Source organism: Mycobacterium neglectum (genome assembly GCF_002591975.1).
GTDB lineage: Bacteria > Actinomycetota > Actinomycetes > Mycobacteriales > Mycobacteriaceae > Mycobacterium > Mycobacterium neglectum.
On record NZ_NVQE01000066.1, the window covers coordinates 1 to 19,015 of the forward strand.

At 64.5% G+C, this 19,015-nt stretch carries 14 protein-coding genes and 3 pseudogenes; 6 read left to right on the forward strand and 11 right to left on the reverse strand.

Translation table 11 applies throughout. The features are described from left to right. Positions 1-187: 187 nt before the first annotated feature. Positions 188-927, reverse strand: a pseudogene (locus CSQ99_RS28785) (DEAD/DEAH box helicase); the annotation flags it as partial. Positions 928-1,153: 226 nt separating this feature from the next. Between CSQ99_RS28785 and CSQ99_RS28790 the strand changes: the two are divergent. After that, a complete protein-coding gene (locus tag CSQ99_RS28790; RefSeq protein WP_099042405.1) occupies positions 1,154-3,700 on the forward strand; it encodes an excinuclease ABC subunit UvrA in 2,547 nt (848 codons plus the stop codon). A 539-nt stretch (positions 3,701-4,239) separates the two neighbouring features. Here CSQ99_RS28790 and CSQ99_RS28800 read toward each other — a convergent pair. Genes CSQ99_RS28800 through pcaH form a run of 8 tightly spaced genes read right to left on the reverse strand, consistent with a single transcriptional unit; the run spans position 4,240 to position 10,399 of the window. Beyond that, on the reverse strand, positions 4,240-4,746 hold the full coding sequence (locus CSQ99_RS28800; RefSeq protein WP_099042407.1) for a cupin domain-containing protein: 507 nt from the start codon (positions 4,744-4,746) through the stop codon (positions 4,240-4,242). Next, positions 4,743-5,201, reverse strand: a complete 459-nt coding sequence (locus CSQ99_RS28805) for an aldehyde dehydrogenase family protein (protein WP_245909143.1) — start codon at positions 5,199-5,201, stop codon at positions 4,743-4,745. The genes CSQ99_RS28800 and CSQ99_RS28805 overlap by 4 nt, the downstream gene beginning before the upstream one ends. Positions 5,202-5,238: 37 nt before the next feature. Further along, positions 5,239-5,961 carry a 3-oxoacid CoA-transferase subunit B gene (locus CSQ99_RS28810; RefSeq protein WP_099042408.1) on the reverse strand — a complete coding sequence of 241 codons (723 nt, stop codon included), beginning with the start codon at positions 5,959-5,961 and terminating at the stop codon, positions 5,239-5,241. Beyond that, complete coding sequence (locus CSQ99_RS28815; protein ID WP_099042409.1) at positions 5,958-6,656, reverse strand: 3-oxoacid CoA-transferase subunit A; 699 nt, start codon at positions 6,654-6,656, stop codon at positions 5,958-5,960. The genes CSQ99_RS28810 and CSQ99_RS28815 overlap by 4 nt, the downstream gene beginning before the upstream one ends. Next, positions 6,653-7,834, reverse strand: a complete 1,182-nt coding sequence (gene pcaDC / locus CSQ99_RS28820; RefSeq protein ID WP_011891525.1) for a bifunctional 3-oxoadipate enol-lactonase/4-carboxymuconolactone decarboxylase PcaDC — start codon at positions 7,832-7,834, stop codon at positions 6,653-6,655. Before pcaDC ends, CSQ99_RS28815 begins: the two co-directional genes overlap by 4 nt. Further along, positions 7,831-9,036, reverse strand: coding sequence for a lyase family protein (locus tag CSQ99_RS28825; protein ID WP_011559102.1), 1,206 nt, complete (start codon positions 9,034-9,036; stop codon positions 7,831-7,833). Before CSQ99_RS28825 ends, pcaDC begins: the two co-directional genes overlap by 4 nt. Further along, positions 9,033-9,602, reverse strand: coding sequence for a protocatechuate 3,4-dioxygenase subunit alpha (gene pcaG, locus CSQ99_RS28830; RefSeq protein WP_011891526.1), 570 nt, complete (start codon positions 9,600-9,602; stop codon positions 9,033-9,035). Before pcaG ends, CSQ99_RS28825 begins: the two co-directional genes overlap by 4 nt. Continuing rightward, positions 9,602-10,399 carry a protocatechuate 3,4-dioxygenase subunit beta gene (pcaH, locus tag CSQ99_RS28835; RefSeq protein ID WP_041800463.1) on the reverse strand — a complete coding sequence of 266 codons (798 nt, stop codon included), beginning with the start codon at positions 10,397-10,399 and terminating at the stop codon, positions 9,602-9,604. Before pcaH ends, pcaG begins: the two co-directional genes overlap by 1 nt. 72 nt (positions 10,400-10,471) lie before the next feature. Here pcaH and CSQ99_RS28840 point away from each other — a divergent pair, with 72 nt between their 5' ends. The 3 genes from CSQ99_RS28840 to CSQ99_RS28850 all read left to right on the forward strand — a co-directional run bounded on the left by CSQ99_RS28840 (position 10,472) and on the right by CSQ99_RS28850 (position 13,477). Beyond that, positions 10,472-11,221, forward strand: coding sequence for an IclR family transcriptional regulator (locus CSQ99_RS28840; protein WP_041309542.1), 750 nt, complete (start codon positions 10,472-10,474; stop codon positions 11,219-11,221). Positions 11,222-11,495: 274 nt separating this feature from the next. Further along, on the forward strand, positions 11,496-12,473 hold the full coding sequence (locus CSQ99_RS28845; protein WP_011559098.1) for a dihydrodipicolinate synthase family protein: 978 nt from the start codon (positions 11,496-11,498) through the stop codon (positions 12,471-12,473). Then, complete coding sequence (locus CSQ99_RS28850) at positions 12,473-13,477, forward strand: ketopantoate reductase family protein (RefSeq protein WP_011559097.1); 1,005 nt, start codon at positions 12,473-12,475, stop codon at positions 13,475-13,477. Before CSQ99_RS28845 ends, CSQ99_RS28850 begins: the two co-directional genes overlap by 1 nt. A 25-nt stretch (positions 13,478-13,502) precedes the next feature. On the opposite strand, the gene CSQ99_RS28855 is transcribed toward CSQ99_RS28850, so the two are convergent. After that, positions 13,503-14,483: an AraC family transcriptional regulator gene (locus CSQ99_RS28855; RefSeq protein WP_245909142.1), complete on the reverse strand. Its 981-nt coding sequence runs from the start codon at positions 14,481-14,483 to the stop codon at positions 13,503-13,505. Between the two features lie 520 nt (positions 14,484-15,003). Here CSQ99_RS28855 and CSQ99_RS28865 point away from each other — a divergent pair. Next, a pseudogene (locus CSQ99_RS28865) lies at positions 15,004-15,974 on the forward strand (transposase). A gap of 281 nt (positions 15,975-16,255) precedes the next feature. Here the strand turns inward: CSQ99_RS28865 and CSQ99_RS28870 are convergent. Next, positions 16,256-17,394, reverse strand: a protein-coding gene (locus CSQ99_RS28870; protein WP_099042411.1) for an IS3 family transposase whose coding sequence is annotated in 2 segments (ribosomal slippage) — positions 16,256-17,124 and positions 17,124-17,394 — 1,140 coding nt in all. Because the reading frame shifts where the segments join, the coding sequence is not laid out codon by codon here. 581 nt (positions 17,395-17,975) lie between these two features. On the opposite strand from CSQ99_RS28870, the pseudogene CSQ99_RS28880 reads away from it, so the two are divergent. Beyond that, positions 17,976-18,889: pseudogene (locus CSQ99_RS28880) on the forward strand (IS3 family transposase); the annotation flags it as partial. Positions 18,890-19,015: the final 126 nt, after the last annotated feature.

Below are 19,015 nucleotides of genomic sequence, written 5' to 3' on the forward strand. Positions count from 1 at the left end.
AAACTCACCGGAGGCCTCCTGATCTGCAACTGTGGCTCTACCGGTGCGAGTGTTCACTCGTCACCGGCAACCCACGTCCAATTGCAGCCCGAGGCCTTCGGCCTCAAGTCGCCCCCATACCGTCTAGCCCCCACGGATCGTGGCGATGGCGTCATCGAAACGGGCCATCGGTTTACCAGTCCGTCCCGTTCAGCGCCGTGTGCCACCGCGGGCGGTCTGCTCGGCGTTGAGGGGCTCGCCCAAGCGCGCCGCATGTCCTTCGCCGGCGCTGTCGCGCCACCGGGCCTCACCCGAGTAAGCCCGGAAAACCGCCGGCCGCACAACGCCGTCGGCCAGCGCCTCGGCATGACCGTAGGTGTGGTCGGCCTGCGAGTGCATCAGACTTCGCCGTCGGGCTCATAAGTGACGAACGGGATCGGGCTCTCGTCGCTGCGGAACGGGGTACCGGTGAGCGCGAGCCGGCGGGTGGCGTCGTTGAAGGCCTCGCGGATGGCGTCGCCCCAACTCTTCGCGTCGCCGCCGTGGTGGATCTCGTCGAACACGACAAGCGTTCGGTAGTTCTCGGTGCGCACCCGGTGTCGGGTGAGGTGGCTCGCCACCTGTGCGTGGGTGACGACGACGCCGTGGTACTCCGAAGATGTCTGTGCAGACGAATTGGAGAACTTCGGATCGAGCGCGATGCCGACGCCGCTGGCCGCAAGGGCCCACTGGATTTTGAGATGTTCGGTGGGCACGACGACGGTGATCCGGTCGACGATGCCCTCGGACAGCAGCTCTCCGGCAACCCGCAGGGCAAACGCCGTCTTGCCCGATCCTGGCGTCGCGACCGCCAAGAAATCACGCGGCGCAGCGGTCAGATACCGCACCAATTGCCCGACGCTGCCAGCCCCGCAAAGCCTGGGTGTCGGGCGCTGCATAAGCCCGCACCCAAAGCTCCTCACTGATCGGACAGCAGCCTAGCGCAACGGATTACGGGTTCGCATCTCTACTGGTGAACGAGTCGTCCGGTCGACGTCGCTGGGCTGAAGACAAACCGATACCGGTTGTGCGTCCGCGTGGAGCTGAACACGGGAATGATTGAGCAACCCTTGGCCGTGTCCGGACAGCAAACCCATGCTTGCCGGGCGGCAGGATGGGTACTCATTTGCCCACGATGACAGAAAAGTCCTACCCGAGCACTGACGACATCGACCCCTGTGTGCGCGTTTACGGGACGCGAGTGCATAACTTACGGGGTGTCGACGTCGCAGCCCCGCGTGACGCGCTGGTTGCGTTCACCGGGATCTCCGGATCCGGCAAGTCGTCACTCGCCTTCGGGACCATCTATGCCGAGGCGCAGCGCCGCTACTTCGAGTCGGTCGCTCCGTACGCCCGACGGCTGTTGTTGCCCACCGGCGCGCCGAAAGTGGATGACATCACCGGGCTGCCGCCCGCCGTCGCGTTGCAGCAGCGCCGGGGTTCGGCGACCTCGCGGTCGACGGTGGGCACCGTCACCACCCTGTCGAACTTGCTGAGGATGCTTTTCTCCCGCGCCGGAACGTACCCCTGCGGAGCCACAGAACGACTGGACTCCGACGCGTTCTCTCCAAACACCGCAGTCGGTGCTTGCTCCGAGTGCCATGGCCTCGGGCGGATCCACCGGGTGACCGAAGAGACTCTGGTACCAGACCCATCGCTGACCATCCGTGAAGGCGCCGTCGCCGCATGGCCGGGGGCGTGGCAGGGCCAGAATCTTCGCGACATACTCGTCACGCTCGGCTACGACATCGACAGGCCCTGGCGGAAACTTCCTAAGCGGCAACGCAATTGGATTCTGTTCACCGAGGACCAGCCGACTGTCGAGATTGACCCGGGCCAGCACCCCGTTCAGGCCGATTACTACTACAACGGCACATTCTCCAGCGCCGAGCGCCACGTCCGCCACACGTTGGCCAACTCGCACAGCGCGATGATGCGCCGCCGCGTGCTGCAGTTCGTCGACAGCGTCGAATGCCCGCGCTGCGACGGTTCCGGGCTGCGGCCGGAGGCCCTGAAGGTGACATTCGCTCGACGTAATATCGCCGACTATGCGGCGATGCCGCTGGCCGATCTCGCGGACACGCTGCGCCCGACGGCTAGCCGCATCGATGCCGCTGCCGCCTTCGAGTCAACGAAATCCGGTGAGCTGACTGAGGTGGCGACCATGATCGCCGCAGACCTCGTCGCGCGCCTGCAGATACTCATCGATCTCGGGCTCGGCTATCTCACGCTCAGTCGCCGCACTCCGACGGTGTCACCCGGCGAATTGCAGCGGTTGCGGCTGGCCACCCAACTGCGTGCCGGCCTTTTGGGCGTGCTCTATGTGCTCGACGAGCCGTCGGCTGGACTGCACCCCGCCGATGCCGAGCCGCTACTCGACGTGCTGGATCGCCTCCGGCGGGCGGGCAATTCGTTGTTTGTGGTCGAGCACGACATGGACGTGGTACGCCGTGCCGATTGGATCGTCGATGTCGGGCCCGGCGCGGGAGAGCTCGGCGGGGACGTCCTCTACAGCGGGCCGGTGCCGGGTCTCGCGGACGTCGAGGGCTCGGTCACGCGCCGGTACCTTTTCGACGGCTCGGGACCGGCATCTCGTCAACCCCGCACACACTCTGCGCGGTTGCGGCTGCGCGGAATCTGCTTCCACAATCTGAAGAACCTCGATGTGGACCTGCCACTGAGTGTGTACACCGCCGTCACCGGTGTGTCCGGTTCAGGCAAGTCGACGCTCGTCGTCAAGGTCCTCGGTGACGTCGTCAACAGCCAGCTTGGCACCGGACGCGCGGTCGAGCCGGCCGACTCCGATGAGGATGAAGCCGACAGCGGAATCGTCGATCTCGATCACGATGCGAGTGTCGGTGTGACGGCCGAGGGGGCCGAGGAAATCAACCGGCTGGTATCGGTCGACCAGCGTCCGATCGGACGCACGCCGCGTTCGACGCTGGCGACCTACACCGGCTTGTTCGACACTGTGCGCCGGGAATTCGCCGCGACCCCGAAGGCGCGTCGCCGCGGTTGGACCGCAGGCAGGTTTTCGTTCAACGTGGCCGAAGGCCGCTGTCCCACCTGTCAGGGAGAGGGGTTTGTTTCCGTCGAATTATTGTTCCTGCCCGGCACATACGCCACATGCCCGGAGTGTCAAGGTGCGCGCTACTCCGAAGAGACACTCGAAGTCCGCTACCGCGACCGTACGATCGCCGACGTGCTCGCGATGACAGTCGATGAGGCATCGGAGTTTCTCGCCGACGTCGTCAACGCGGCGCGCAGCCTAACCACACTGCGCGAGGTCGGGCTGGGATACCTACGACTCGGACAGCCCGCGACCGAGCTGTCGGGTGGCGAGGCCCAGCGGATCAAGCTCGCCTCCGAACTGCAGCGGCCCCGGCGGGGACACACCCTCTACGTCCTCGACGAGCCGACGACCGGTCTGCACCCCGCCGATGTCGATCTGCTCGATCGTCAACTGCACCGCCTCGTCGACGCGGGCAATACCGTGGTCGTGGCCGAACACGACATGCGGATGGTCGCAGGTGCGGACTGGGTGATCGACCTCGGACCAGGCGCGGGCGACAACGGCGGTCGAGTCGTCGCGGCAGGCCCGCCGGAGAAGGTGGCACGTTCAAAACGCAGCCGTACAGCGCCGTATCTAGCAAAGTGCTTGGCGCCGAATGCTATTCGATGAAGAAGTTTGTCGTTTGTTGACGACCCATTCCCGACGCTCCTCGTCGGTCATATCGCCAAGCTCAGCCAGGCCCTCGAAGTAGCGCTCGAGTGGCGCGCCGGGTTGTCCATGCGGTGATCCTCAAGGAAGACCAGGAACCCCCACAGGTCGATGGCGATTTCGGCGCCGCTCGCGAGACCATAGGAGGTCTGAGTGCCAGCCCCTTTTCTTGTGCACCGCGGCTTAGCCACATGCCTGTGCTGCCCAGTCGGAGTCAACTACTGCGGCCTCTGACGATGGCTTACGGCGACGACATTGCCGTTTCCGGCGTGCGCCATCACACTGGTCAACGCCGAAATGCCCATGCCGTCGTTGTTGGCGCCGCTTGCAACAACACCGGGCGGAGTCCCGGCTCAGCTGCTCGCGGAACGGACGCTCTAACGCTTTTAATCAGGTCGTCGGGTACACCGCTGGCAAGGGCTTCTCCGCGTAGAGCCACGCAGGACGTGTGAAATCACGTGCTTTATAGACGACGAGGCTCGGCGACAGTGCGTAGCCGGTTAGTGCTCAGGGGCGCAAGTTTCGGCGACGCCGAAGGCGTCGGCGAAGCTAATGTTGCCCATGCTCTCCCTCTGGCTGGCGTCCACCGCAGCCAGTAGGCGGGAGTTCTCGATGACGATCATCTCCACGTCGCGCCCGTCGTCGGCATAGTGACGATGCCAGATCCACGGAGGCGTATACACGAAGCTGCCCGCGCTCCACCGCACGCGTTGATCGCCGATCTCCGACCAACCCGAGCCATGTTGCACGAAGTGAACCGACTCATGTACGTGTCGATGAAGGTCACTGCCCTCGCCCGCGGGGATCTTCTGCAGGAAAAACTCAATGGAGCGGGCGGGTATTCGTAGGAGCAGCCCAATTTGAGATGGGCTTCCGGTCTGTATCCAGTGCGCCTCGGCGGAGCTAACGACGAGGTGCTCCTCCTCCCCCACGTGCTGGCTGTCGCGGCCTCCTGCTCGCGCCATACTCTTGGAGAATTCGTCTAACTCGTCACGGGATAGGGTCATCGATCGGGCTCCTCCGGGTATTCCTTCTGAGTCAGCAGAGCTGTGGGCGTCCTATGAAAAATGACCGTTGGTGGGACAACGGTCCGACAGCGATCTAATTCTTGGTCATCATTGATAATTCGCCGAGCCGACAGGAGTCGCTGCGATGACCGCAGAGGTGTGTAGAAGTCATTGCAGGGAACGCACCCGTCACCAGTCCTCGGCTCGATCCATCGGGTTCGCTCGGGTTTCTCCGCTGAGTACCATTCCGTCGGTGCTGGCGATGTCGAGTATCGGCACACCTTGTCGAGCTGCGGCAGGGAAATCAGCGGTCCAACCTGGGTAAGGGCATCGTTGGGATTTCCCACCACGATCATGCTGACCTTGGTCCTGGAACTTGCCGTTGCGTCATGAAACTTGGAGACGTACACGAGTATTCGCCTGCATGCCATGAACATCTGTCCGGCGATGATCATTGGGGCCGCCAGCGACGCCGACAGTGCAGCGCCAAGGTCAGCATCGGCGACGATCACCGACACGCCCCTCACACGAGAGTGCTATGCGCATCCGCTTCTCGAGCGCGGCAATGCTGAGGCCGAACGTTTGCAAGACCTGCAGCTGACCGCCACCGGTGTTGTCGATGTCAAACACGGCATAGTCGGTGTACACCCGATTGACGCATCCAAGTCCGGTCAGTGGATAGCTGCACGAAGGAACCAATTTAGCGGTTCCGTCCTTCGCGAACAGCGTCATCATGACCAACACGCTCTTCGCGCCGATAGCAAGATCCATCGCGCCGCCGACGGCGGGTATGGCGTCAGGCGCCCCGGTGTGCCAGTTGGCGAGATCCCCGCGCTCGCTGACCTGAAACGCGCCGAGAACACAGACATCGAGATGACCGCCGCGCATCATGGCGAAGGAGTCGGCGTGGTGGAAGTAGGATGCCCCAGGGGTTTCGGTAACCGGGATCTTGCCGGCGTTCGTCAGATCCGGATCGATTGCGTCGCCGATCGCCTCCCCACCCATCCCGAGCATCCCGTTCTCGGTGTGCAACACGACCCCCGCGGCGGGGTCCAGGAAGTCAGCGACCATAGTGGGCTGCCCGATGCCGAGGTTCACGTACGAACCCGCGGGGATGTCGTGGGCGATCATCGCGGCGATCTCCCGACGGTCCAGCGGGCCCCGGTCGAGGTGCTCGACACAGGCGCGGGTCGATGCGTCGACTGTTCTCGTCACGAGGCTGCCTCCGTGGACGTCTCTGGAATTGCGGACAGGTCGAGGACGCGGTCGACGTAGATGCCGGGCGTGACGACCGTCTCGGGGTCGATCTGCCCGGTGTCGACGACGCGGGAGACCTCGACGACAGTAAGCAATGCCGCGGTCGCCATCACCGGGCCGAAGTTTCGCGCGGTCTTGCGGTACAACAGGTTTCCGGCCTGGTCCGCTACGTGCGCCCCGATGAGCGCCACATCTCCGAAGATCGGGTACTCCAGCACGTAGTCGCGGCCGTCGATGGTGCGGATCTCCTTGCCCTCGACCAGTGGCGTGCCAACCCCCGTCGGGCAGAAGAATGCGCCGATGCCGGCCCCCGCCGCCCTGATCCGTTCGGCCAGGTTGCCCTGAGGGACCACCTCGAGGTTGACCTTGCCCGCCCGGTAGAGCGCGTCGAACACGTACGAGTCGGCCTGTCGGGGGAAGGAGCAGATGACCTTGGTGACCCTGCCCGCCGCCAGCAGCGCGGCCAGGCCGGTGTCGCCGTTGCCTGCGTTGTTGCTGACGATGGTGAGGTCGGCGGCACCCTGTCGAATCAGCGCATCGATGAGCGTGGTGGGCATGCCCGCCATGCCGAACCCCCCGACGAGAACCGTTGCACCGTCTTCGATTCCAGCGACGGCATCCTCGGCACGGTCGCAGACAACGGTGCGACTCATGACGGCGCACCTGGGTGCTCGTCAAACTCCGGCAAGACCTCGGCGGCTATGCGGAAGGCGGAGTTGGCGTCGGGAACTCCGCAGTAGATCGCGGTTTGCAAGAGCAGCTCTTTGATCTCGTCGTTGCTCAGACCGTTCCGGCGGGCCGCCCGCAGGTGCATCGCCAGTTCCTCGTGGTGGCCGCGGGCGACTAGCGCCGTCAGCGTGATCATCGAGCGGCTGCGGAAGTCGAGACCCGGGCGGGTCCAGATGCTGCCCCAGGCATACTGCGTAATCATGTGCTGGAAGTCGGCGGTCAGGTCGGTGGTACCGGCCACTGCCCGGTCGACGTGCGCATGGCCCAGCACCTCCCGCCGTACCGCCATTCCTGCACGGTGCACGTCTTCGAGGGTCTTGCTCGGGGGCTGCGGAACACCGACGATCTCTGCGATGAGGCCGGCCACGCGCTCCGGCGCTTCGGCGGGGGCCAGGTGTCCGACGCCTTCGAGCACCACCACGTCCCCGTCTTTTACGTCGGAGGCGATGCGCCGCAACGATTCCGGCGGCGTGGGGCTGTCAGCGCTACCCGCAACGGCCAGGACCGGAGTGACGATCTCGGACAACCTATCGGTTACATCAAACACTGCTAACGCTTCGCATACCTGCGCATAGGACTCCGCATCGGTGTGACTCAGGGCATCCAGCAGCGCCGAGGCGGTCCCCGGCTCGCGGTCGACAAAGCCCGGCGCGAACCAGCGCTCGGCTGCGCCGGTCAGCATCGTGTCGACACCGCCGGCGCGGACGGTAGCGGCACGTGCGAGCCAGCCGTCCGGGGTGCCGATGGCGGCGCCGGTGCACAGCAGGGTCGCCGAGCTGACCCGTTGCGGAGCATCGAGCAGCAGCTGCAGACCGACGCAACCACCCACCGAATCACCGGCGTAGTGGAATGTCTCCACGTTAAGGTCGTCCGCGATCACCAGCACCGCTGCCGCGAGGTCGGCGATGGTGAACGGGTGGGCCCGACGGCCGCGGCCGTGACCGGGAAGGTCCCATCCGACTACGCGCACATGATCGACCAGTCGTTGCGCCACGCCTGTCCACAGGGTGGCCGTCGTTGTCCCCAGCGAGGGGCCCAGCAAAAGCAGCGGCCCGTCGTCGGGTCCGCCGAGGTGGATGGCGGTGAGAGGCGGATTGCTCATGGCGCGTCCTTGACGAAGCGGCAAGCCCGGCCGAGTGTCGAGTCGATCAGCCGATCCGCGGCGCCGGTGTAGCCGGGTAGCGCTGCACGACCTGTCAGCTCGGTCATCGAGCGCTGTTCGGAAAGCAGGCTTTCGGCGGCGGCCAGATTGGCCGCGGCGCGCGGCGGGTCGACACGGAGGCCGGACAGGAGGTCGGATGTGTGCGCGGCGGCGACGACGGTGTGGCGGGCCAGCGTCCGCAGGGTTGCCCATTCTGTGTGCCAGGCGCCGTCGGAGCGTTCGTCGACGGTCGCGCCTGCGGCGGTGTGCAGGATGCTGCCAAGGGGTCCGGCGGTGAGCGCGGCGCGGCGGATCAGCACCGAGCGGACCGGGTTGTTCTTGTGCGGCAGCGTCGACGAGCCGCCACCATGCCCCTCAGCCAGCTCGCCGATCTCGGGCCTACAGCCCGTCGTGACGTCGGTGGCGATGTGGCCCCAGGCGTCGCAGCAGCTCACCAGCGCGTCGCCGATCCGGGTGACCTGCCACCGGGTGGTATGCCAGGGCGGGGTGGGCGCCAACCGCAGCGTGGCGGCCAAGCCGTCACTGAGAGCGATGGCCCCCTCGACGGATCCGGCCAATTCGGTTGCGGCTGCGAGCGATCCCACCGCGCCACCGACCTGCGCCGGCAACGACGCCATCAGCCCCGCTATGGGCTCGGCGGCGTCGAGTACACCGGTCAGCCAGCGGGCGAACTTGGCGCCGAGGGTGCTCGGCAGTGCGGCCTGGGTCAGCGTGCGGGCGAGTGCCGATGTGTCACGGTGAGTTTCGGCCAGTTCGGTCAGCGCCCGTACCTGGATGGCGAACTCGTCGCCGATGCGGATCAAGACGTCACGCGTGCAGAGCATCAGTGCGGTGTCGACGACGTCCTGACTGGTCAGCCCGCGGTGCAGCCAGCGGGCCGTTGGTTCCGCCGAGCGTTCCCGCAACATCAGCACCAGGGCGGAGACGGGATTGCCGTCCGCGCCAGCGCGCCGGGCGATCGTCGCGGCGTCACCGTCGGCGAGCAGGATGGTCAGGTCCGCGCGCGCCTGCCGGGGCGCGATGCCCGCGTCGACGAGTCCATCCAGCCAGGCTTGTTCCACCGCGACCATCGCGGACAGGAATGCGCCGTCGCTCATCAGGTCGCCCGCGAGATCGTCGCCCGGCCAGAACAGATCGATCATCGTTGGTGGCCCGGGTAACGCAGAAAGACCGTCTCGGGCTTGTCCGGGGTGTCCTGCAGTTGGATGTCGAAGCGTAGACCGGTTTGGTCGCGGGTGGCGATGAGCGTGTCACGACGCTCGGGCGTAAGCGTGTTCAGCAGCGAATCGTTCTCCAACTGCTTGCCGGGAATGTAGGCGCGGGTGAACAACCGGTTCAGCAGTCCCCTGGCGAACACGGTGATCGAGATGAACGGCGCCACAACGGGTTCGGTGACACCGGGGATGACGGTGGTAAAGGTGTACCGCCCCGCTTCATCGGTAGTGGCACGACCCCACCCGGTGAAGGTCCAGCCGTCTCGGTGCAGGGAGCCGCTGGCGTTCGGGATGGTGCCGTCGGCGTCGGCCTGCCAGATCTCCAGCAGCGCGTCGGGTAACCCTCGGCCGTCGGCGTCTGCGACGACGCCGTGCAACTGAACAGCGTTCGGCGAACCGGGCGGCACCAACTCGTTACACCTGTCGAAGGGCAGTGCATAGCCGAAGAACGGTCCGACGGTTTGGCCAGGGGTGGCCGGCAGCAGCGTGGACATCAGCGGTGGGCTCCGCGGCCGAGGTTCTCGATTGGGGTGCGCGCCGACCCGGTCAGGACGACGTCCCATCGGTAGCCGGTAGCCCATTCGTGGGTGCTGAGTTCGTGATCGTAGCTGGCCACCAGCCGGCTGCGCGCCTTCTGATCCGGGATCGCCTGGAAGATCGGATCAAGGCAGAGGAGCGGGTCACCCGGGAAGTACATCTGGGTGACCATTCGCTGCGTGAATTCCGTGCCGAAGAGCGAGAAGTGGATGTGTGCGGGCCGCCACGCGTTGCGGTGGTTCTTCCACGGATACGGCCCCGGCTTGATCGTGGTGAACCGGTAGATGCCGTCCTCGTCGGTCAAACAGCGGCCGGCGCCGGTGAAGTTGGGGTCGATTGGGGACGGGTGCTGATCCCCCTTGTGGATGTAACGTCCGCCGGCGTTGGCCTGCCAAATCTCGACGAGCTGGCGCCGCACCGGCCGCCCTGCGCCGTCGACGACCCTGCCGGTCACCACCAGTCGTTCACCGATGGGTTCACCCGAGTGCTGGACGGTGAGGTCGGCCTCCAGCGGGTGAACGTCGCGTTCGGAGAAGCACGGCGTCCATAGCTCGACCCCTTCCGGGTCGGCGTGGTGAAGGTCCTTTGTCGGATGCCGTAGCAGGCTGCTCCGGTAAGGCGGATAACTCAGGCGCGGCTGCGTCTCCTCGACCCCTGCACGCTGGTAGGCGGACTCGATCGCACCGATCTCCGCGCTGATCTCCGACTGGCTCGCTACGGCGCCGTCGGGATTGCTGTCGATCAACGTTGTCACGGCGCCTACGGTACCGACGACGTTGAGACTGGCGAACGGTAGAATTCCACTGAGCGGAAAGGCCATCCACAATTGGCAGGGAACACTTCGACGCCGGGAACCACTGTCACCTCGCGTTTGCTGAACATTCTCGGCGCCTTCGACGAGCGGCATAACAGCCTGACGCTGTCCGAGTTGGCCCGCCGGGCCGGACTGCCGATTGCCACCACACACCGCCTTGCGGCCGAGTTGGTCGCCGGCTCGGCATTGCAGCGCCGCGCCGACGGTCAGTACGTGGTGGGCAGGCTGGTCTGGAACGCGGGATTGCTGGCGCCGGTGGAAGGCCAATTGCGCCAGGTGGCTGAACCGTTCTTGTATGACGTATACGCGGCGACCCTTGCCACCGTGCACCTGGCCGTGCGCGATGGCGACGAGGTGCTGTACCTGGAACGGATGATGGGCCGGACATCTGTCCCGATTGTCAGCGCCGTCGGCAGCAGGCTGCCGATGCACTGCACCGGCGTTGGCAAGGTGCTGCTGGCCCACGCGCCGGAGGACGTTAAAGACCGAGTGTTCGCCACCTTGACTCGCATCACGCCGTACACCATCGTGTCGCCGACCGTGCTGTCTTCGCAGATGCAGCGCATCCATCGTGAAGGAGTGGCCACCACGAGCGAGGAGATGTCGCTGGGTGCATGTTCGCTGGCGGTGCCGGTCATCCGCCAGACCGACGACGCCGTAGTCGCCGCGATCGCCGTGGTGGTACCGACGCTGAAGCGCGATCGTCAGCGGCTTCTCGGCGCCCTGCAGGTCGCCGCGCGCGGCATTGGGCGACTGCTATGACCCGTCAGGCGCCGTCGTAGCCGTCGCTCTGTGGGACAGAATCTCTCGAACGGGCAAGCTTTGGCGGCGGCCGCAACCTAGGTCGAAGTGCCACACGTTAGGCGCGAACCGGAGTCCGCGCAGCGCTTACTGGATAGACGCCAACGAGTCTCCCCGCCAATGATTTGCAGGAAGCTGGCGCACTCCGCAGCTTCGGATATTCAGCGAGGGAGGCGGTTCCGCCCAACCTCAAACCCTCAACAGCCAAACTATCGCTGAAGGAATTGCAAAGAACATGACCACCACGACACCGCTGGGATCCGACGCCAGGGCGTGGGCCGCCGAGAACCTTCGAGGCTTCTATATGTGTCCTGTCACGCCCCTTACCGACGAGTTCGAGCTGGACGAAGAGGGTCTGCGGCAGAATATCGACGCGTTTGTGGAGATGGGGTGCACCGGCCTCGTTGTCGGCGGGTTTTTCGCCGAGGGATGGAACATGACGCTGGCCGAATGGCAGCGTTACCACGAGGTAGTCGCCGGTGCCACCGCCGGCCGCCTGCCCTTGTTCACGATCATTCTGGACCATTCGGCGTACCAGGCGATCGAAAAAATGCGGTTCGTGGAGTCCCTGGGCTTCACCGGCGCCGAGATCATGAACCCATCGGTGCAGCTCAAGACCGACGACGACGTGGTCGACTACTTCGACTTCGTGGCGCCCGCCACCGGGCTGGCGCTTGTGCTCTACCGGACGCCGGTATCCGGTTTCGTGTATAGCCACGACGCCGTCGCTCGGATCGCCGAGCACGCCAACGTCGTTGGGATCAAGAATGGCACTTTGAGTTGGACCGACAGCATCGCCTTACGCCACCGCTTCGGGGACCATCTTGTGATCAGCGAGCCGAATGAGCGCTATTGGGCTCATGATGCTGCGCTCTTCGGGGGTCGGGTGCTTTACGGGGAGCTCTCCCTGATCCTCTACGGGAAACGGCGGCAGGAACTGCACCAATACACCGACCTTGCGTTTGCTGGTGAACTCGCGGGGGCGCTACCTGTGTCGGCGAAGGTGGACGCAATTCGCCAGGTGTACGAAGAGGTGCTCATCGGCCGCATCGCGGCAACGGGTTCCTACGTCGCGGCCATGCCCTATCTGAAGGCGTGGTTCGAACTGTTGGGGCTGCGTGCCGGCCCGGTGCGACCGCCCGTCAAGGCCCGGCTGTCTGCTCCGGAGCGGGAAGTCCTGCAGGAGAAACTGACGGCCGCCGAGGCCATTTGATGCGCGTCCTGATCCTGGGCGCTGGTGGGCTCGGATCTGTCTTGGGCGGATATTTGGCGAACATTGGCGTCGATGTCACCCTGGTCGGCAGGCCGGCGCACGCCGAGGCCATCACGCGCTACGGTCTCCGAATCACGGGCCGTCGGGGCGACCTGGTGATTACTGATAACTTGACGGCGGTCGACCAGACAGCCAAAGCCACGGGGCATTTCGATTACCTGGTGTTGGCGGTGAAGGGCAAAGATACCGCGCAGGCCCTGGCGGAGGCCGACGGGTTGCGTGATTGCGTGAGCAGCGCGTTGTCGGTGCAGAACACCGTCGAAAAGGATGCGACGCTCGCCGGGTGGCTTGGGCCCGACAGGGTGATCGGAGCCTCCACCATCGAGGGCGGCACCTTGCTCGAACCGGGGCTCGTCAGAAATCACCTTACAGCTGAGGTGACCGCTTACTTCGGCGAACTTGACGGGACATCTAGTGCGCGCGTCGACGACTTGACGGCTGCCTTCACCAACGCCGGCCTTCCTGCAAAGGCGGTAGGCAACATCGAGCAGGTCGAGTGGGAAAAGCTCGCCCAGATCGCGTTGGCGGCCGCGTGGTCGGTCACGGCGCTGGGCGCAATCCCTGACGCCTCGGTCTTCGAGGGCATGGAGGTGCGCGAGGGAGCGATGTACTTCGTCGCGCTGGCAAAGGACCTTCTTGGGGTCTACCGGGCGAAGGGCTACGAGCCGATGAACTTCTTTGCGCCTCTCTCCCGCCTGAAGGAACTCGATGCCCTTCCGACGGCCGACGCGATCGAGTTTGTCATCGGGCAAGGCAGAGTAATGCGCGAGAAGGGAAACCTGGGACACCCCTCGATGTACGAGGATGTTCTGCGACGACGTAAGACCGAGGTCGACTTCATGCTGGCGCCTTATCTCGCCGCCGCTCAAGAACTGGGCATGGATGTACCGACGCTGCGGGTCGCCTACCAGATCATCAAGACCGTCGACCGATTCCTGGCCTAGCAATGACGCGGTTCGAAGGCGATGTTCAGGTAGCGCGCAAGGTGTGTTGGGGAGTGACGCCGAACTTGCGCCGGTACTCCGCGCTGAAGCGGCCCAGATGACCAAAGCCCCACTTCATCGCTACGCGGGCAACAGTCACGGCACTCTCAGACGACGCCGCCAGTTCTGCATGCGCACGGATCAGCCGGACTTCGCGCAGATACGTGAGCGGAGGAAGCCCGACGTGCCGCTTGAAGCTCTCTTGAAGAGCGCGGACACTGATACCAACCTCGCGAGCAAGATCGGTTGTCGTCCAACTCCGTTCGGGATGCTCCTCGATTAGGTCGAGAGCTGTCCTGAGTACTTTGGGCGGCGGCGCTGCGTGTTGGTCGGCGGCGAGCGCCATGGCCTGATAGTGAGGTTGGGCGAGTAGAAACCCATGTATGAGCAACTGTTCGAAATGTCGCCCGGTCATCGGATGTTGCACGATGCTCTCAGGGCGAGAGACCTCCCGATATAAGACCGATAGCAGCGCACGCCACGCACGACTGCTGTCCGCCGTCAGGTCCATGCTATGCGCGATATTCAGCGGCCTAACCGCAGGTCGTCCAAGCAAGCCCTCGAGTTCGTATTCCAGATCCGTGCGGCTGAACTTCACGCACAGCTGACCACAATCGGCGGCCCACTTGATGCCGGCAGGACGGCCTGGGAGGAAAACCGCCGCCTGCGTGGGCGTCGCTTGGGCCGTGGCTGGGCCGCACCACGAATCGGCGTGGCTGGTGAGGGGAACGTTGATGTGGTAATCATCGAGCGCAGTCGAATTGACGAGCTCGACATCTGCACCGTACCGAAGATAGCCAACGGTCACAGCACCGATTCGTGCGGCGCTGAGCCGCGCATTCAAACGCTGGCCGCGACGGGAGTAGCGGAGACGGTGCGGTGTGAAAATTTCCGAAGCGAGGTGCTCGGCCGCGCTCAACTGTTCGGTGCATACGGTCTCGCGTCGGCTGAAGTACGATCCTGCCATCTTCGGTCCATTCGCCATTGGTAACAACTCACTTTCTCGCTGCGGTAACCGCAGTTCGCCGACAGAATCTGTCGCTCCGTCGAACACCAACGCGGAAGGTCTGGCCTCCGACTCAGGGTCCTGCGTCACCCGACCGCATGCTCTCGAAACATTCTAGTGGATGAAAACTCTGTTCAGCAGAGAATGATTCTTGTAGACGCAAGTCGTCCTTTCTCCAGGCAGCAGGGTCACTGGCTGCCGCGTGCATCGTCCACCTCGATGGTGTGCTGGCCGGCGACCGCCCCGACCCCGATATTGCTGTTGAAGGACGCTCTGGAGCTGTGTGAGCTTGCCGGCGTCAGCTCGACAGTTGTCGCGTGGCGTTGACTGGTGCGATCGCACCCCGGAGCAATGATCAATACCTGTGGATGAGCCTCGGCGTGGGGGCGTGAAAATAGGCGCACCTTCCCGAGGATGATCATCACGGAATCAGGTATTGGATCAAGACCGGCGTTGGCGCGCTGGTTGGGAAGGTACGCCCATGCTCACCGTAGTTCACGATGGCCAGGAGGCCAACGACGAAACCGGCGGACGCTCATTGCTCGACGAGATCGTTCGCGACGGCGCGCGGCAGATGTTGGCCGCGGCGTTGCAGGCCGAGGTCGCCGCCTACGTGGCCGCGTTCGCCGACCAACTCGATGAGGACGGCCGCCGACTGGTGGTGCGCAACGGCTACCACCAAGCCCGTGAGGTGCTCACCGCCGCCGGCGCGGTCGAGGTGAAAGCGCCGCGGGTCAACGACCGCCGGGTCGACCCCGACACGGGCGAGCGCAAGCGGTTCGCCTCGGCGATCCTGCCGGCCTGGGCGCGCAAGTCTCCGCAGATGAGCGAGGTGCTCCCGCTGCTGTACCTGCACGGGTTGTCGACCAGTGACTTCGGGCCGGCATTGGAGCAGTTCCTCGGCTCCGGTGCCGGGTTGTCGGCCACCACGATCACCCGGCTCACCACGCAGTGGCAGGACGAAGCCCGCACCTTCGCCGTCCGTGACCTCTCGGGCACCGACTACGTCTACCTGTGGGTCGACGGCATCCACCTCAAGGTCCGTCTGGACCAAGAGAAGCTGTGCCTGCTGGTCATGCTCGGCGTGCGTGCCGACGGCCGCAAGGAGCTCGTGGCGATCACCGACGGCTACCGGGAGTCGGCCGAGTCGTGGGCGAACATTGGATCCACCTGCGCACCACGAATCCGATCGAAAGCACCTTCGCCACAGTGCGTTTGAGGACCAAGGTCACCAAGGGGCCGGGATCGCGGGCTGCCGGACTGGCGATGGCCTACAAGCTCATCGACGCAGCCCAGGCGTGCTGGCGAGCTGTCAACGCCCCGCACCTGGTCGCCCTGGTCCGCGCCGGCGCAGTGTTCCACAAGGGCAGACTGCTCGAACGCCCCACCGACATCACCCCACCGACGCCGCCCTCAGACGGCGACGAACACGCCGGAACGGAGGTCGCCTGAAACACCCCGATCCACAGGTATTGACAATTCCTCCCGACCCCGGTGCGAGTGCCGTCCGGAGGGGATTCGCGCCTCTGGCGGGAACACATCCGATACCAGCTTGCGTGTGCAATAGCCTGCGCTCACAGATCCATGCCAGCGGAGATGGAGGAGCCAATCGGGCCTGAGGGGTCTGCATACCTTGAGTGCGGAATGTATTACACAGTGGGGCACTGAATAATCACAACGATTTTGCTTCTCGTCGCGCCTTCCTGAGGGGGACCCGTTTGGTGGTCCAGTCGCTATGCGGCTTGGGGTTGGTGGGTCGTGGTCCACTGTAGAGCGAACTCGGTCGGAGTGAGTTCGCCATGGGCGGAGTGGGGCCTGTTGGCGTTGTAGTCGGCCCGCCAGTCTTCGATGATCACGCGGGCTTCCAACAGCGAGTCGAAGCGCCACGAGTTGAGCAGTTCATCGCGGAGCCTGCCGTTGAACGATTCGATCCAGGCGTTCTGCCACGGCGAACCCGGATCGATGAAAAGTGAACCGGCGCCGTTGAATCGGCACCAATCATGCACGGCGTGCGCCACGAACTCCGGACCGTTATCTAAGCGCACGTAGTGCGGCGCCCCATGGGTGCGGACGAGCCCGTCCAACACATCGACGACGCCGTCGGCGTCGATGGAGCGATCGACGTGGATCGCGAGGGCTTCGCGGGTGAACTCGTCGATCACGTTCAACATCTTCAGGGTGCGGCCATCGGCGGTGGTGTCGAATTGGAAGTCCATCGCCCAGATGACGTTCGGACGGATCGGTGACATCGCGCCCACGGCGACACCAATGCCGGTCAACCGCTTCTTCTTGCGGCGCTGCGGGACGCGTAGGCCCTCCTCGCGCCACAGCCGGCGGATACGCTTGTTGTTGACCTGCCAGCCCGCTCGGCGGGCCATCTTGGCGGCCCGTCGCCACCCCCAGCGGGGCCGGTCAGTGGAGAACCTGCGCAGCCAGGCCCGCAACTCGGCCTCCTCGGTAGTGATTGGTGGCGGCGTCAGGCGCATCGTGGAACGGTGCAGGCCAACGACTGTGCAGGCTCGGCGTTCGGAAACCCCGAACCGGTCGCGCAGCGCCGTGACGGCGCTGCGCTTGCGGTTCGGGGTCAGAAGTTTCCCGCCGAAATCTCCTTGAGCATGTCGATGTCGAGAGCCTGGTTGGCGACCAGCTTCTTAAGCCGGGTGTTCTCGGCCTCGAGTTCTTTGAGCCGTTTGGCCTCGTTGGCCTTCATGCCGCCATACTGGGCAATCCAGCGATGCCACGTCGACTCGGCGATCTCCAGATGTCGGCACACCTCATTGAGTTCCTGGCCGGCCCCGAGCAGCTTGTTGCCCTCGGCCAGCTTGCGGATGATCTGATCCGGCGTATGCCGCCGGCGCTTGTTCGATGCCATGTCGTTGTCGATTCTTCCTCGCCCGAACACCGGGCAACAGAGTCGCACATCGACTGGACCACTACAGAGGGCTCACCTCATTCCGTTCGTGCAGGCCAGTGGGTTGAGCACTTCTGGCATCCATCCCATTCCTTGAAAGCTTGGAACCTTCTCGCGCTCTGAAGACATAGAGGGCGAGATCAAAATCGCTGGGAGGGAAGGAAAAATGATGGCTTCTTCTCAGACACTTCGCCACACTAGGCCATCTGGCGATGTTGCGCTAAACGCTCTGCCAAAGCTCGTGATGACCAAGCGTTGTGGTAGTCGATAGCAAAGATATCGACCCGACACCGCACGGCGCACAATCGCCTTAGTGTCACATCGAAGCGGAAGAGTTGGAGGTAAGTCAATATTCGCGAAAAAAGGAACGAAACAGGCCGTTTCGGTGATCATCACCGACACAGACCGGCAATTCGGTCTCTTAACTGCACGAGCTGTCATAGCTCCTCGACCTCGCCGTCGTGAGGTGAGCCCCCTGTAGTGGTCCAGTCGTTGTGGGACTCTGTTGCCCGAGTGTTTGGGCAGGAAGAATCAACGACGACATGACATCGAACAAGCGCCGGCGGCACACCCCGGATCAGATTATCCGCAAGCTGGCCGAGGGCAACAAGCTCCTCGGGACCGGCCAGGAACTCGCTGAGGTGTGCCGGCACCTGGAGGTCACCGAGTCGACGTGGCATCGCTGGGTGGCCCAGTACGGCGGTATGAAGGCCAACGAGGCCAAACGGCTCAAGGAACTCGAAGCCGAGAACGCCCGGCTGAAGAAGCTCGTCGCCAATCAGGCCCTCGACATCGACATGCTCAAGGAGATTTCGTCGGGAAACTTCTAACCCCGAACCGCAAGCGCAGCGCCGTGGTGGCGCTGCGTGAGCGGTTCGGGGTGTCTGAGCGTCGCGCCTGCTCGGTCGTCGGTCTGCATCGCTCCACGATGCGTTTGACGCCGGCGCCGGTGACCACTGAGGAGGCTGAGCTGCGTGCGTGGCTGCGCCGGTTCTCCACCGACCGGCCGCGCTGGGGGTGGCGCCGGGCGGCGAAGATGGCGCGCCGAGCTGGGTATAAGGCCAACAATAAGCGCATCCGCCGGCTGTGGCGTGAGGAGGGCCGGCGGGTGCCTCAGCGACGCCGTAAGAAGCGGCTGACCGGTGTCGGCGTCGCGGTCGGCGCGATGTCCCCGATCCGTCCGAACGTGATCTGGGCGATGGACTTTCAGTTCGACACCACTGCCGATGGTCGCACCCTGAAGATGCTCAATGTCATCGACGAGTTCACTCGCGAAGCACTCGCCATCGAGGTGGGTCGCTCCATCGACGCCGACGGTGTCGTCGACGTTCTGGACCGTCTGGCGCTCACGAACGGGGCGCCGCACTATGTGCGTTTCGACAACGGGCCTGAGTTCGTCGCCCACGCCGTATCTGATTGGTGCCGATTCAACAGTGCCGGTTCGCTTTTCATCGAGAGGTTGTCCCGGGTCTCGTAGAAGTTGAGGTGGCGGTCCCCCGCTCGAAACCTGCCGTGTGGTAGGTATCGGGCGTTCCGCCAAGAACTCCTACAGCAAGGGGACCACCATGAAGAAGAGTAACCA